Below are 13,916 nucleotides of genomic sequence, written 5' to 3' on the forward strand. Positions count from 1 at the left end.
ATTTTCACCCGGATGAGAGAGCTTTCGCGCGCTCGGTGGACGACCTATCCCGCACTCCTGGCAATACCTTCGCCCCGAAAAGTGAGGATTGCACGATGTCGAACCCGATGCGGCCGCCGCGTCTTTCGCGGCCCTCGGCCTCCCCACGGCCCCCGCTCCAGGCCGCACCGGCCGCCGGCCCGGCGGCCCGCCGTGCGCTGTTGGCCGCCCCGGTACTGGCCGGTGCGCTGGTGCTCGGCGGCTGCGCACAAGGGGCCGATTCCCAGCCCCCGGGGGCCGCTCCCAGCTCCTCCAGCCCCGCCGCACCCATCCCCAGCTGGGCCAGGGTGACCGGCCCGCCGCACATCGTGCCGGCCGTACAGGACTTCCGCCCGGCGGACGGAAACGGCTGGCGGCCGACCAAGGGCGCTCGGGTCGTGGTACCGGCCGGGGAGAAGAGCACCGTCGCCGATGAAGCGCAACTCATGGCCAAGGATCTCGGCGGGCTGGCGGTGGTGTGGGGAAAGCAGGACGTCCGGCCCGGTGACATCGAGGTGAAGCTCAGCGGTTCGGCCGGTGCCAACCGCCCCGACAACGCCCCGCCCGGCAACACCGCCGACGAGTCCTACACCCTGGCCGCCCGCGGTGGCCGGCTCACCCTCACGGCCCCCACCGACGCCGGGATCTTCAACGGCACCCGCACCGTCAAACAGGCCGTCCACAATGCCGGCGGCCTCCCCGAGGGCACCATCGAGGACCGCCCGGACCGCCCCGAGCGCGGCATGCTGCTCGATAACGCCCGCAAGCCGTTCACCGCGGACTGGATCGAGGCCCGCATCCGGCAGCTCGCCGACCTCAAGCTCAACCAGCTCCAACTGCACTTCTCCGACGACCAGGGCTTCCGCATCCAGAGCGACAGCCACCCCGAGATCGTCTCGGCCGACCACCTGACCAAGGCCCAGGTCCGCCACCTGATCAAGGTCGGACAGAGCCTGCACGTCGCCCTCGTCCCGGAGATCGACTCACCCGGCCACCTCGGCGCCGTCCTCGACCACCACCCCGACCTCCAGCTGCGCAACGCCTCCGGCACGGTGCTCCGCGGCGCCATCGACATCTCCAAGCCCCAGGCCGGCGAGCTGATCGACTCGCTGCTGAAGGAGTTCGGACAGCTCTTCCCCGGCCCGTACTGGCACCTGGGCGGCGACGAGTACCAGGCACTGACGGCCAGCAACCCCGAGGCGTCGTACCCGCAGCTCGCCAAGGCCGCGCGGGACAAGTACGGCTCCGGCGCCACCATCAAGGACCTGACGACCGGCTGGCTCAACGACCGGCAGAAGACCGTGCAGGCCGCCGGCAAGAACCGGATCGAAGCCTGGAACGACGGCTTCTTCGCCGGCGGCAAGGTGGCCGCGGACAGCAACCGCAGGGTCGCCTACTGGACCGGCAAGGAGATCGGCGCCCGGGACCCCGCCGAGTTCCTCCGCGAGGGCCGTACGGTGCTCAACCTCAACGACGAGTACCTCTACTACGTGCTCGGCGAGCCCAACAACTTCACGTACCCGACCGGCGAGCGGATCTACAAGAGCTGGACCCCGCGGGTGCTGCGGGGTACCTCACCGGTGAACGTGCCGGAGAGCCAGACCGGGGCCGACCGCATCCCGGGCGCGCGGTTCGGGATCTGGTGCGACCACGCACAGGCGCAGACCGCGCAGCAGATCGCGGCCGGAATCAAGCTGCCGCTCGCGGCGCTGGCGCAGAAGACCTGGGACCCGCGGACCCCCGCGCTGTCCTGGACGGACTTCAAGGCGCTGGTCAACCGGCTCTGAGCGGCCGGGCGGGAGAATTGCGAGAGACGGCCGGGGCCGCCACCCCCCACAGGAGAGGCCCCGGCCGTCGCTCACGAGGAGCCCGAGACGGGCTCCTAATCGATACAGCGCCAGCGGGCCCGAAAGCGTCACACGGGGTACGGGCGGCGGCACGGCCAGTGGTCTGGACGCGGGCCGGGCAGGGCCCGTAACGTGCCGGAATGCGCCGCCGGGCGCGCCGCTCGCGGGGACCCGGCGACCGGAAGAACGGCTGGTTACTGGGGAGTTCGGTGGCGAGCGTGGGCACGTCGTGCCGGTGCGCCGCCCGGCCCAAGAGGTGGCCCGGGTGCCGGGCACCGAGTCTCACCCGTTACGGTCAGCAGGAACGGCCGGACGGCCCACCGCCGGCGCGGCGGAAGAACGGACCGGCCGCCGCGGTGACCACGGCGGGCCAGACGACCAACCAGCAACGAAGAAACAGCGACAGCGCGAAGCGGCAAGGACCGGGCGGCGGACATTCAGCGTGCGACAGGATGGACCCGTGCGAGGGGACGACATTCAGCCGGACGACGGACGGCTGACGGTTGCCGTGCAGGCGGCGCAGAACGGCGACGAGACGGCGTTCCGGCTCGTCTACCGCGCCATACAGCCCCGGCTCCTCGGCTACGTCCGGACCCTGGTGGGCGAAGCGGACGCCGAGGACGTGGCGTCGGAGTCGTGGCTCCAGATCACCCGTGACCTTGACCGCTTCAGCGGCGACGCGGACCGCTTCCGCGGCTGGACCGCCCGGATCGCCCGTAACCGGGCGCTGGACCACATCCGGATGCGCGGCCGCCGCCCGGCCGTCGGGGGCGACGAGAGCGAACTCACCGACACCCCCGCCGCGTCCGACACCGCGGGCGAGGCGCTGGAGGCCCTGGGCACGGGCCACACCTTCCGCCTGATAGGCCGGCTCCCGCAGGACCAGGCCGAGGCGGTGACCCTGCGGGTGGTCGTCGGGCTGGACGCCAAGAGCGCGGCACAGGTCCTGGGCAAGCGGCCCGGCGCGGTGCGCACCGCCGCCCACCGCGGTCTGAAGAAGCTGGCCGAACTCCTCACCGAGGACGGTGGTGGGGACGAGGGAGACGGGGTACCCCGGGGGCTGTCCGCCGGACCGGGCACGGGCGGTGGCACAGTCGGTGAGCTGCCCGTACAGGACCGAAGACACCCTGACGGTGTGGCGGATTCGTACGTACCAGGTGTGACGGAAACGGCCGCACGAACGCAGAAGGACATGTGATGGCCGACGACCGGTATAGCTGGCTCGACAAGGACGCCGCGGAGCGACTGCTGCGTGGTGAGCTGGCCGGTTCCCAGGTCGGCGACGGCGCACGCGAACTCGAACACCTGCTGAAGGCCGCCGCGGCGGCCGGCTCCGACCGGCCCGAAACCGCCGCGTTGCCCGGCGAGGAAGCCGCGCTGGCCGCCTTCCGGCAGACCCACCACGGTCCCGGCGCCCATCCGCGCGAGGCCGCCCGCGGCGCCGCACTGCCCACCGTGCGCGCCGGCCGCGGCAGCCGCGTCGCCGAACGCAACGGGCTCGCCCGCCCCTTCAGACGCGGCTTCGCGGTCGCCCTCGCGGTCTGTGCGATCGGCGGTATCGCGGTCGCCGCCGGTACCGGCGTCCTGCCCACCCCGTTCCGGGGCGGCGAGCCGCAGCCCGGCGCCAGCGTCTCGGCCGCCGAGACGCCCAGCACCTTCGAGACCCAAGAGTCCGCCACCACCACCGGCGAGACCGGTCGGACCCCGGCCACCCCGCCCGACGGGCGGACCACCTCCCCCGGCGCCAGCCCCACCCCCGGCAGCAGCCCCGGCACCGGCCCGGTGCCCGGCGCCCAGACGCCCGGCACCGGCACCCCCGGCGAGGACGGCCAGTCGCCATCGGACCCCGACGGCAAGAACAACAAGCGGCTGCTGCTGGCGCTCTGCAAGGACTACGAATCCGGCAAGCGGGGCGACCTGGACCGCGACACCCTGAAGCGGCTCGAATCCAAGGCCGGTGGCCCGGAGAAGGTGCACGCCTTCTGTCGCCAGTACCTCGCCCAGGCGGGACAGCAGGGCGGCGGCTCGGGTGACAACGATGGCGGAGGCGGAGGCGGCGGCCAGGGCGGCGGCGGCCAGGGCGGGGACGGCGGCAACGGCGGCGGCGGCCACAACGGTGGCGGCAGCGGCGACGAGGAGGGCGACCCGTCCGCCTCGCCCAGCCCGAGCACCCCGCCCGCCGGCACCACCCCCGCACCGGACCCCAGCACACCCGTGCCGACCCCAACCGGAACCCTTCCCACCGGTCCGGTGTGACATTTTTTGACGCCGTGACGCTGTAAGAAATGAGCCGACTGGTCATCGGCGGCGCAAGAGCCAGGGTTCCCCCCGTACCCGTGGCTCAGCGCACATGGCGCGGGCGGGGCACGTTCCCCCGGCCCTGCCCGCGCCTGCTCTTTGCGCCCCCCTTTGCGCCTAAACCGGCGCCGCTTTCGCGGACGTGGTTGCCGTGAGTGGGTTTGCTCAATTTTCGCTTCGGTCAGGGAAATCCCTGGTGTGGTGGAGCTCGTCGTGTCGTGGCTTTCTGGTGCGGGACGTGAGGGCCCTTCGGTCTGCCGTGGTGTAGGTGCCTGTGGTGGGGAGGCCGGCCTGGTGTTGGAACGTGCGGACGGCCGTTGTGGTCTTTGTGGCGTAGTGGCCGGTGGGGGTGCGCCGGAAGATGCCCAGTTGGGCCAGGCGGGCCTGGAGGTCGCGGACGGCGGGGCCGTGCGCGCCGGGCGCCAGCAGGGGAGTGGCCTTCGCCGGGTGGCAGGCCGTCGCCAACGTCAGCACGGCCAGTGCCACCGCGACCGCCGGTCCTCTTCTCCCGTTCCTTCGCACGACCCACCCCTTTCCCAACGGTGCGGTGGGGCGAACCTCCAGGCATGCTGTGAAGGCGGTGCAAACCTGCACTGTTCACCTGTTTGGAGGCGTAGCGGACATGGTGCGGTACAGCGAGAGCGGGCTGCCCGTCGAGCCGGTGTACGGGCCGGCGGGGCTGGCGGGGTGGGACCCGGACGCCGAGCTGGGTGAGCCGGGCGGGTACCCGTACACCCGGGGGGTCTACCCGACCATGTACACCGGGCGGGCCTGGACGATGCGGCAGTACGCCGGGTTCGGGACGGCGCGGGAATCCAATGCGCGCTACCGCCGGCTGATCGAGCACGGGACCACCGGGCTGTCGGTCGCCTTCGACCTGCCGACGCAGATGGGCCACGACTCCGACACCCCGATCGCGGCGGGCGAGGTGGGCAAGGTCGGCGTGGCGATCGACTCCGTCGAGGACATGGAGACGCTGTTCGGCGGCATCCCGCTGGGGGCGGTCTCGACGTCGATGACCATCAACGCACCGGCCGCCGTGCTGTTGCTGATGTACCAACTCGTGGGCGAACAACAGGGGGTGGCGGGCCATCAGCTCAACGGCACGGTGCAGAACGACGTGCTCAAGGAGTACATCGCGCGGGGCACGTACATCTACCCGCCGCAGCCGTCCCTCCGGCTGACCGCGGACATCTTCCGCTACTGCCGCGCCGAGATCCCCCGCTGGAACACCATCTCGATCTCCGGCTACCACATGGCGGAGGCCGGCGCCTCGCCCGCCCAGGAGATCGCCTTCACCCTGGCCAACGGCATCGCCTACGTCCGCACCGCGCTCGCCGCCGGCATGGCCGTCGACGACTTCGCGCCCCGGCTGTCGTTCTTCTTCGTCGCCCGCACCACGCTGCTGGAGGAGGTCGCCAAGTTCCGTGCCGCGCGACGGATCTGGGCGCGGCTGATGCGGGAGGAATTCGGGGCGCGCGACCCCAAGTCGCAGATGCTGCGGTTCCACACGCAGACCGCGGGGGTGCAACTGACCGCCCAGCAGCCGGAGGTGAACCTCGCCCGGGTGACCGTGCAGGGGCTCGCGGCGGTGCTCGGTGGGACCCAGTCGCTGCACACCAACTCCTTCGACGAGGCGATCGCGCTGCCCACCGAGAAGGCGGCCCGCCTCGCCCTGCGGACGCAGCAGGTGCTCGCCCACGAGACCGACGTCACCGCCACCGTCGACCCGTTCGCCGGCTCGTACGCCGTCGAGTCGCTGACCGATGCCGTCGAGGACGCGGCGCTGGCACTGATGACGCGGGTGGCGGACCTGGGCGGTGCGGTCGCCGCCATCGAACGGGGCTTCCAGAAGGACGAGATCGAGCGCAACGCCTACCGGATCGCCCAGGAGACCGACGCCGGCCAGCGGGTGGTGGTCGGCGTCAACCGCTTTCGCACCGACGAGGAGGAGCCCTACGAGCCGCTGCGGGTGGACCCCGCCATCGAGGCGCAGCAGGCCGAGCGGCTGGCGCGGCTGCGCGCCCGCCGCAACCAGAACGCGGTCACCGCGGCGCTCGGCACGCTCCGTAAGGCCGCCGAGGGCCCGGACAACGTGCTCTACCCGATGCGGGAGGCGCTGCGCGTCCGGGCGACGCTCGGCGAGGTGTCCGACGCGCTGCGCGAGGTGTGGGGGACGTACGTGCCGACGGATGCGTTCTGAGGCCGTGCCGGGTGCCGGGTGCGGTGCCCGGAACGCGTCCGCCACACTGGAGGCATGTCCGCACCTCGCCGCCGTTGCCCCATCTGTACCCGAGAGATCGCCGTGGTCGGCGGCCGGTACGCCCGCCACGACCCGCCGGGGCGGCGGACCGGGATCGAGCTGATCTCCTGCCCGGGATCGCGGCGGACCGCGCCGATGATGGCGCCCGCTGAGAAGCTCTTCGACCCCGAGGAACCGCCGATGCCCGGTCAGCAGCCGCTGTTCTGACCGGCGCTCCCGGGGCGAACTACGGTGCCAGGACGTCGAGTTCGGCCATCGCGCCGGTGGTGATCTCCCGGGTGAGGGCCTCCGCGCGGACCGCGTCCCCGGTGCGGATCGCCTCGGCGACCTGGACGTGCAGGGTGACCGCGGCCGGGTCGGGGTCGGTGAACATCACGTGGTGGTGGGTGCGGCCGGTGAGCACGGCGGCGACGACCTCGGCGAGGCGGGCGAACATCTCGTTGCCGGAGGCGGACAGCACCACCCGGTGGAACGCCATGTCGTGGACGAGGTAGGCGTCGAGCTGCTGGCCGCGCGAGGTGGAGACCATCCCCATGGCGTGCTCGGTGAGTTCGGCGCACTGGGCGGGGGTGGCGTGGTGGGCGGCCAGTCCGGCCGCCACCGGTTCGACGGCCGAGCGCAGCACGGTCAGTGAGCGCAACTGCCGGGGACGGTCCCGGCCGGCCAGCCGCCAGCCGATCACCCGCGGGTCGTAGACGTTCCACTCCTCGGTCGGGCGGACGGTCACCCCGACCCGGCGCCGGGAGGCGACCAGGTGCATGGACTCCAGGACCCGGATCGCCTCGCGGATCACCGTGCGCGAGACGTCGAACCGCCCGGCGAGCTCATCGGTGCGCAGGACCGTGCCCGGAGGGTAGTCGCCCGCGGTGATCGCCGGCCCTAGGGACTCCAGCACGCGGGCGTGCAGCCCCTTCTCCCCGTTCCCCGTCGCTTCCATGGGCCAAGCCTACGTTCCTGCCGCTCCGCCACTTCAGCCAATTAAGTATGACGTTTGCGTCACAGGGGCTTGAATACGTCGTACCTAATGAGTTTCAGTGGGGAGCGCACGAGGTCGAAGAGGACAGCGTCATACCGATTGCGCCGGTAACGGCGGGCTGGCGTGCGATGTCCTGCATACGAGGTATCGAGGTATTCGGGATGGGCAGCGCCGACGTCATCGTCGTGATGGGTGTGGCCGGGACCGGCAAGACGACGATCGGCCCCCTGGTGGCCGACGCGCTGGACGTCCCGTACGCCGAGGGCGACGACTTCCACCCGCCGGCCAACATCGCCAAGATGTCGGCGGGCACCCCCCTGGACGACGCCGACCGCGGCCCCTGGCTCGACGCCATCGGTGCCTGGGCGCACGGACGGGCCGGTCACGGCGGCGTGGTCAGCTGCTCCGCGCTCAAGCGCGCCTACCGCGACCGGCTGCGGGCCGCCGCCCCGGGCGTGGTCTTCCTCCACCTCGCCGGTGACCGCGCGCTCATCGAGGCGCGGATGTCCGAACGCAAGGGCCACTTCATGCCCACCGCACTGCTGGACTCCCAGTTCGCCGCGCTCGAACCGCTCGGACCGGACGAGGCGGGCGTGGTCGTCGACGTCTCCGGCACCCCGGAGCAGATCGCCGACCGGGCGGCCACCGCACTGCGCCGCCCGGCCCCGGCCGCGTAACCCCGCGCCGAGGCCGAACCCCCAGACCGCCGGGCCCCTCCCTTCCCCCCGAGGGGCCCGGCTCCCCACCCCGCCCCCCCTCCGCCGCTTCCCCTCTCTCCCTTCTCCCTTCTCCGCTCTCCCCTCCAATCCCCTCCAACCAAGGGAATCGCCGTGCCACATCTCAGCGTCGAGATGCTCGCAGCGGACGCGACCACGCCGATCACCTCGGCCGGTCACGCCCAGCTGGGCATCGCCGTTCTGGCGGGTATCGCCGTCATCGTCCTGCTGATCACCAAGTTCAAGCTGCACGCCTTCCTGTCGCTGATCATCGGTTCGCTGGTGGTCGGCGCGGTGGCCGGAGCGCCCCTCGACAAGGCCATCGCCAGCTTCTCCACCGGGCTGGGGACCACGGTCGCGGGCACCGGCGTACTGATCGCGCTGGGCGCCGTCCTCGGCAAGCTGCTCGCCGACTCCGGCGGCGCGGACCAGATCGTGGACACGATCCTGGCGAAGGCCGGACGGCGGGCGATGCCCTGGGCGATGGTGCTGATCGCCGGGATCGTCGGGCTGCCGATCTTCTTCGAGGTCGGGATCGTGCTGCTGATCCCCGTGGTGCTGCTGGTCGCCAAGCGCGGCAACTTCTCCCTCATGCGGATCGGCATCCCGGCGCTGGCCGGACTCTCCGTGATGCACGGCCTGATTCCCCCGCACCCCGGGCCGCTCGCCGCGATCGACGCGGTCAAGGCCAACCTCGGCGTCACGCTGGCGCTGGGCGTCGTCATCGCCATCCCCGCGGCGATCATCGCCGGCCCGCTCTTCTCCCGCTACGCGGCCCGCTGGGTCGACATCACCCCGCCCGAGAAGATGCTGTTCTCCTCCGGGGAGACCTCGGACCCCCAGGCCCAGCGCACCGCCGACGACCTGGACAAGCGCCCCGGCTTCGGGATCACCGTCGCCACCGTGCTGCTGCCGGTCGTGATGATGCTGGCCAAGGCCCTCGTGGACGTCGTCGTGGACGACCCCGCGCACACCCTCCAGCGGGTCTTCGACGTCGTCGGCTCGCCGCTGATCGCGCTGCTCACCGCCGTCGTCGTCGCGATGTTCACGCTCGGCCGGGCGGCCGGCTTCACCCGCGGCAAGATCGCCTCCACCGTCGAGTCCTCGCTCGGCCCGATCGCCGGCGTACTGCTGATCGTCGGCGCCGGCGGCGGCTTCAAGCAGACGCTGGTGGACTCCGGCGTCGGCCAGATGATCCTGGAGATCTCCAAGGACTGGAACATCTCCACGCTGCTGCTGGCCTGGCTGATCGCGGTCACCATCCGCCTCGCCACCGGCTCCGCCACGGTCGCCACCATCTCGGCCGCGGGCCTGGTCGCTCCCCTCGCCGCCGAGATGAGCACCACCCACGCCGCCCTCCTCGTCCTCGCCATCGGCGCCGGCTCCCTCTTCTTCAGCCACGTCAACGACGCCGGCTTCTGGATGGTCAAGGAGTACTTCGGCATGGACGTCGGCCAGACCCTGAAGACCTGGTCGGTGATGGAGACGCTGATCTCGGTCGTCGGGATCGTGGGGGTGCTGTTGCTCTCGCTGGTCGTATAGCGGGCGTCGCGGGCGCGACGGTCCTGACGGCCCTGACAGCCCTGACGGTCCTGACGGGCCTCACGGCCACGGACGAGCCCCTGTCGGCTGCCTTTACGGGTGGCGGGCGGGGGCTTTGCACCAGGCGCGCATGTTTGCCGAGGAGCGGAGCAGGCGCCGATAGGCTCGCCACATGGCGGACTTCCTTCAGGTATCCACTGCGACGGAGACCCGCGAGGCCGCGGTCAAGCTCGCCCAGTCGGTCGTGTCGGCACGGCTCGCAGCGGGAGCACAGATCGTTTTGCGGCGCCCGGCCTCCGTAGGGTGACGGAGAGCGATCGCCGTTCCCCGGTGGCTGGCCCGGGGGTACCTTCGGGAATGTCGAGATCCGAAGGGATTCCCGGATGCCCTACGCCAGTGGCAACGCCAGCGAGCGCATCGGGCAGCGCATCGCGGAGGTCCGCAAGGCACGTGGCCTGACGCAGCTTCAACTCGCCCAGCGCGTCCCGTGCTCGAAGTCGCTCATCGCCCAGGTGGAGCGCGGCCACAAGCCCGCCACGCCGTCCCTCACCGCAGGCGCCGCTCGCGCCCTCGGGGTCCGCCTGGAGCAACTCACCGGGCAGCCGTACGAGGACCCCCACCGGGGGCGGGTGCGTGCGACCGTGCCGGACATCCAGACGTCCATGCTGTCGTGGGACCTGCCCGAAGAGGACCTTCCGGTCCGGTCGTTCGACGCCTTGGCGGCCGATGTCGCGCGGGCCTCCGCGCTCGGGCGGAAGGCCCGGTACGCGACGCTCGGCACGATGCTTCCGTCACTCCTCGACGAGTTGTCGGCCGCCTGCCACTCCGCCGACGGGGCCGAACGGGAGAAGTTGTTCGGGCTGCTCGCCGAGGCGTACAGCGGGGTGACCGCCATCGCGTACGCCGTGGGGTTCTTCGACTTGCGTTCACAGGCGATGGACCGGGTGCAGTGGGCGGCGCGGGAGTCGCACGATCCCCTGCGCGTCGGACGTACGCAGTGGCAGCGCGCCACCCTGTTCCTACAGGCAGCCGCGTACGACCGCGGGATGCGGCTTTTGGACCGGGTACGCCACGACCTGGGCGAGGACATCGGCCGCATGGCGGCACCCGAGCTGAGCATGCACGGTTCCGTGCACCTGCGTTCGGCCATGTTCGCCGCGCGGGACGGGAACGCGGCCACCGCCCGCGCGCACCTCGACGCCGCGGCGGACACCGCACGGCGGCTCGGTCGGGACAGCAATCACTACGGTCTTGAGTTCGGGCCCACCAACGTCGCGATGCACCGGCTGGGGGTGGCGGTGGAACTGCACGACGGGCCCGAAATCGTCCGCCTCATGCGGCGTACCCGGCTGCCCGCGGACGTGGCGCCCGTCCGGGCGGGCCGCTGGTACATGGACGCGGCGAAGGGCTGGCTCGACTACGGCAATCGCGAGAAGGCGTTCACCGCGCTGCAAGCTGCCCGCCGGGTGGCGCCCGAGCAGACCCGGAACCACCCCCAAGTACGGGAAACCGTCCATGCGTTGGTGCGACTCCAGCGGTACGGCAACGAGCCGCTGTCCGGTTTCGTGGCCTGGCTCGGCATCACATGACGTTTCACAAGTCGTGAAACTCGCTGGGTGCTTCCGGCAGCAGCATGAAGGGACGAGGCCCCGGGCGAAGTCGTGGTGGAGCGGCTTCCCGGGGCGTGGCCCGTGCTGTTGAGGAGCGTGAAGGTGCTGAACCCCATGGACACCGCACGGCTGTTGCCGTGGAGTAGCCCGGAGGGGAAGCCGTGCTTCCTGCTCGGTGGGACCGGGACCGGGTACGTCTCCCGCCTCGCCGAAAGGGTGGAAGCCGAGCAGATGGACTCGGCGGCCGAGCTCATCGAGGAAGCCGGCGACGTCCTTGCCGGGCGGTCCTGGAGTCCGGGTGAACTTCACCTGCTGGCCGTTGAGTTGAACGCCCACCTGGCCAGGGTCCACCGCGTTTCGGAGAGTCGGGGCGCCCGGTTGCTCCAGTGGGAGAGCGATTCCGATGCGGATGATGAGGATGATGAGGAGGGTGGGGGCGATGGGGGCGGTGGGGGTGTCGGGGGCGGCGCGGGTGGTGATTTGGTGGTGGGCGATGCGGGTGAGGGCGGATGCGGGTGCTCGCTCGCGGGTGACTCCCCCGATCGGAACGGCCCTGAGGAGGGGCGGCACACGTCCCGGTCGAGCCCACGGGCTCGGCTCACGGTTCCCGGGTGTGAGTAGTTGCGGTACAGGAAGTGCCGCTAAACCCTGTCGTCAGCCGCCATCGGATCCGATTGGATTCGTGTCGCCGTGAGGCCCCGGAAAGTCCGGGTTCATTGGACGCGCGGATCGCATGTCGGCAAACGAAGGTTTGACGACAGGAGCGGCGAGCGTTGACCTGTGAGGTTCGTCAGATCGACTTCGTCTGAGAGGCGGCTCAGTCGTCGACGGCTTGGTACAGGGTGGTCCAGAAGTCGTGGATGACCCGTGCTGAGTCCGGCGTGGACATTCCGGTCTGGGTGAGCAGGATGCCGACGAGTTGGTGGTGCGGGTCGGCGTACGTGGTGGTGCCGGCTCCTCCGTCCCAGCCGAACTGGCCGACGGGCGCGTAGTCGCCGCGGTAGGTGCGGACCGCCATCCCGAAGCCCCAGCCGCCGTGCTGCCCCTGGCCGTACGAGAGGTGGACGACGTTGCGGGCCCAGCCCTCCCGGGCGGCCAGCTGCTCGGGGGTGAGCCGGTTGGTGGTCATCAGCTCGACTGCGGGCCGGGACAGGATGCGTTCGGTGCCGTGCTTGCCGTGGTTGAGCAGCATGCGGAAGTAGGCGTGGTAGTCATCGGCGGTGGAGTCGAGTCCGCCGCCGCCGGACGGGAAAGCCGGGGGCGTACTGTGGCGCCCGCCCTCGGCCGGGTCCTCGATGGTGAACTCGCCGGTCTGCGGGTCGGGGGCGTACAGCGGAGGCAACCGGTCGATCTTGTCGGCGGGTACGTGGAAGGCGGTGTCCTTCATGCCCAGCGGGTCGAAGATGCGCTCCCGCAGGAACGCCTCGAACGGCTGGCCGGTGACGCGGGCCACGAGCACCCCGAGCAGGTCGTCGCTGACGTTGTACAGCCACCGCTCGCCAGGCTGGTGCATCAGCGGGAGGGAACCCAGGCGGCGCATCCACTCGTCGGGATCGACCGCGGGGAGCAGCCATCCGTTCTCGCCGTAGATCTTGCGTTCGAAGTAGGCGCTCATCATCGGGGAGCCCGTCGCCGTCATGTCCAGCCCGAGCCCGCAGGTGGAGGTGAGCAGGTCCCGTACGGTGATGGGGCGCCGCGCCGGGACGGTGTCGTCCAGCGGGCTGTCGGGCCGCTTGAGGACCTGCCGGTCGGCCAGTTCCGGCAGCCAGGCATCTATCGGGTCGTCCAGGCGCAACCGGCAGTCGTCCAGCAGGGCCACCGCTGCGGCGGCTGCGACCGGCTTGGTCGTCGAGGCCATGCGGAAGATGGTGTCCCGGCGCATCGGGGCTCCGCCGTCGTGGCGCATCGTTCCGAGCGCTTCGACGTGGGTTTCCTCGCCCCGGCTGACCAGGGCGACGAGCCCGGGTATCTTCTTGGATTCCACGTGGCGTGCCAGTACCTCACGGAGCTTGCGCAGTCCGGCCTCGGAGAAGCCGTTGTTGCCCTTGCTCATCATGGATCTCCTCAATTGGGTATTCGCTCTTGCGGGAGCGTCACGGCGTGGCGCTCATGGGCTGTGCACGGGTGGATCAGCGGTGGCTGGCGCGCAGCCTTGCGAGCAGCAGTCGCTGAGCCGTTCATGACATCTACCGGCTCGTACGCAGCCGCTGGCGGGCGGCAAGGGGCGGCCCTGGACGCGTATGTGCCGGGCTGCTGTCAGGGCGCTTAGCCTTCCGCTCCGGTCTGTCCGCCGGCCGCGCGCTCGATGCTGTCGGTCAGCTGCTTGCGGGCGCGGGCGGGGACGTAGCCGCCGTCCGAGTAGTTCTCGGCGAACTCCTTGACGAACTCCGCCGGGTCTTCGCCGACGACCTCGCGGATCGGCGTCCCGTTTGCTGCGGCCTGCTCAAACAGGTCGGCGAGATCCTCGAACATCGACGCGTTGGCGTCGCCGTCGATGGGGACGAAGTGCATCAGGTGCCGCTCGATCGCCTCGACCCCGGTCCGGTAATTCTCGGGCAGTTCCGCGACACGCGCCTTGTAAGCTCTCCAGCGCTTCTTGGGTCCGATCATCTTTGCGATGAAGCCGCTCTTCTCGGCGTCGGGCAT

At 71.1% G+C, this 13,916-nt stretch carries 13 protein-coding genes; 9 read left to right on the forward strand and 4 right to left on the reverse strand.

Going from position 1 to position 13,916, the window contains the following annotated elements; all coding sequences use genetic code 11:
• The first annotated feature begins 95 nt into the window (after positions 1–95).
• The 3 genes from ACO0M4_RS00525 (at position 96) to ACO0M4_RS00535 (ending at position 4,121) form a co-directional block, all read left to right on the forward strand.
• Positions 96–1,805 (forward strand): beta-N-acetylhexosaminidase, encoded by a 1,710-nt coding sequence (locus ACO0M4_RS00525; RefSeq protein ID WP_430367518.1) that lies wholly within the window; start codon positions 96–98, stop codon positions 1,803–1,805.
• Positions 1,806–2,325: 520 nt separating this feature from the next.
• The gene (locus ACO0M4_RS00530; protein WP_430367519.1) at positions 2,326–3,063 is read left to right on the forward strand and encodes an RNA polymerase sigma factor; all 738 of its coding nucleotides are present in this window, start codon (positions 2,326–2,328) and stop codon (positions 3,061–3,063) included.
• Positions 3,063–4,121 carry a hypothetical protein gene (locus tag ACO0M4_RS00535; RefSeq protein ID WP_430367520.1) on the forward strand — a complete coding sequence of 353 codons (1,059 nt, stop codon included), beginning with the start codon at positions 3,063–3,065 and terminating at the stop codon, positions 4,119–4,121. Before ACO0M4_RS00530 ends, ACO0M4_RS00535 begins: the two co-directional genes overlap by 1 nt.
• Before the next feature lie 207 nt (positions 4,122–4,328).
• On the opposite strand, the gene ACO0M4_RS00540 is transcribed toward ACO0M4_RS00535, so the two are convergent.
• Entirely contained in the window at positions 4,329–4,685 is a 357-nt protein-coding gene (locus tag ACO0M4_RS00540; protein ID WP_430367521.1) for a peptidoglycan-binding domain-containing protein, read from the reverse strand.
• A 100-nt stretch (positions 4,686–4,785) separates the two neighbouring features.
• Here ACO0M4_RS00540 and ACO0M4_RS00545 point away from each other — a divergent pair, with 100 nt between their 5' ends.
• Together ACO0M4_RS00545 and ACO0M4_RS00550 are read left to right on the forward strand one after the other, a co-directional pair.
• Entirely contained in the window at positions 4,786–6,366 is a 1,581-nt protein-coding gene (locus tag ACO0M4_RS00545; protein ID WP_430367522.1) for an acyl-CoA mutase large subunit family protein, read from the forward strand.
• A gap of 54 nt (positions 6,367–6,420) precedes the next feature.
• Positions 6,421–6,633 carry a hypothetical protein gene (locus tag ACO0M4_RS00550; protein ID WP_067347577.1) on the forward strand — a complete coding sequence of 71 codons (213 nt, stop codon included), beginning with the start codon at positions 6,421–6,423 and terminating at the stop codon, positions 6,631–6,633.
• Positions 6,634–6,652: 19 nt separating this feature from the next.
• On the opposite strand, the gene ACO0M4_RS00555 is transcribed toward ACO0M4_RS00550, so the two are convergent.
• Positions 6,653–7,363: a FadR/GntR family transcriptional regulator gene (locus tag ACO0M4_RS00555; protein WP_430367523.1), complete on the reverse strand. Its 711-nt coding sequence runs from the start codon at positions 7,361–7,363 to the stop codon at positions 6,653–6,655.
• A gap of 200 nt (positions 7,364–7,563) precedes the next feature.
• On the opposite strand from ACO0M4_RS00555, the gene ACO0M4_RS00560 reads away from it, so the two are divergent.
• The 4 genes from ACO0M4_RS00560 (at position 7,564) to ACO0M4_RS00575 (ending at position 11,891) form a co-directional block, all read left to right on the forward strand.
• Positions 7,564–8,079, forward strand: coding sequence for a gluconokinase (locus ACO0M4_RS00560; RefSeq protein WP_430367524.1), 516 nt, complete (start codon positions 7,564–7,566; stop codon positions 8,077–8,079).
• Positions 8,080–8,232: 153 nt separating this feature from the next.
• Positions 8,233–9,660, forward strand: coding sequence for a gluconate:H+ symporter (locus tag ACO0M4_RS00565; protein WP_430367525.1), 1,428 nt, complete (start codon positions 8,233–8,235; stop codon positions 9,658–9,660).
• Positions 9,661–10,043: 383 nt separating this feature from the next.
• A complete protein-coding gene (locus tag ACO0M4_RS00570; RefSeq protein WP_430367526.1) occupies positions 10,044–11,249 on the forward strand; it encodes a helix-turn-helix domain-containing protein in 1,206 nt (401 codons plus the stop codon).
• A 123-nt stretch (positions 11,250–11,372) separates the two neighbouring features.
• Complete coding sequence (locus ACO0M4_RS00575; RefSeq protein ID WP_430367527.1) at positions 11,373–11,891, forward strand: hypothetical protein; 519 nt, start codon at positions 11,373–11,375, stop codon at positions 11,889–11,891.
• A 196-nt stretch (positions 11,892–12,087) separates the two neighbouring features.
• On the opposite strand, the gene ACO0M4_RS00580 is transcribed toward ACO0M4_RS00575, so the two are convergent.
• Together ACO0M4_RS00580 and ACO0M4_RS00585 are read right to left on the reverse strand one after the other, a co-directional pair.
• Entirely contained in the window at positions 12,088–13,323 is a 1,236-nt protein-coding gene (locus ACO0M4_RS00580) for a serine hydrolase domain-containing protein (RefSeq protein ID WP_430367528.1), read from the reverse strand.
• A 212-nt stretch (positions 13,324–13,535) separates the two neighbouring features.
• The gene (locus tag ACO0M4_RS00585; protein ID WP_430367529.1) at positions 13,536–13,916 is read right to left on the reverse strand and encodes a DUF1048 domain-containing protein; all 381 of its coding nucleotides are present in this window, start codon (positions 13,914–13,916) and stop codon (positions 13,536–13,538) included.

Source organism: Streptomyces sp. RGM 3693 (assembly GCF_050471125.1).
GTDB lineage: Bacteria > Actinomycetota > Actinomycetes > Streptomycetales > Streptomycetaceae > Streptomyces.

Excerpts from the sequence above, each read along its gene's own strand:
- ACO0M4_RS00535 (WP_430367520.1), top strand. The coding sequence starts at position 3,063 with ATGGCCGACGACCGGTATAGCTGGCTCGACAAGGACGCCGCGGAGCGA.
- ACO0M4_RS00545 (WP_430367522.1), top strand. The coding sequence starts at position 4,786 with ATGGTGCGGTACAGCGAGAGCGGGCTGCCCGTCGAGCCGGTGTACGGG.
- ACO0M4_RS00555 (WP_430367523.1), bottom strand. The coding sequence starts at position 7,363 with ATGGAAGCGACGGGGAACGGGGAGAAGGGGCTGCACGCCCGCGTGCTG.
- ACO0M4_RS00580 (WP_430367528.1), bottom strand. The coding sequence starts at position 13,323 with ATGAGCAAGGGCAACAACGGCTTCTCCGAGGCCGGACTGCGCAAGCTC.
- ACO0M4_RS00550 (WP_067347577.1), top strand. The coding sequence starts at position 6,421 with ATGTCCGCACCTCGCCGCCGTTGCCCCATCTGTACCCGAGAGATCGCC.
- ACO0M4_RS00570 (WP_430367526.1), top strand. The coding sequence starts at position 10,044 with ATGCCCTACGCCAGTGGCAACGCCAGCGAGCGCATCGGGCAGCGCATC.
- ACO0M4_RS00525 (WP_430367518.1), top strand. The coding sequence starts at position 96 with ATGTCGAACCCGATGCGGCCGCCGCGTCTTTCGCGGCCCTCGGCCTCC.
- ACO0M4_RS00585 (WP_430367529.1), bottom strand. The coding sequence starts at position 13,916 with ATGCCCGACGCCGAGAAGAGCGGCTTCATCGCAAAGATGATCGGACCC.
- ACO0M4_RS00560 (WP_430367524.1), top strand. The coding sequence starts at position 7,564 with ATGGGCAGCGCCGACGTCATCGTCGTGATGGGTGTGGCCGGGACCGGC.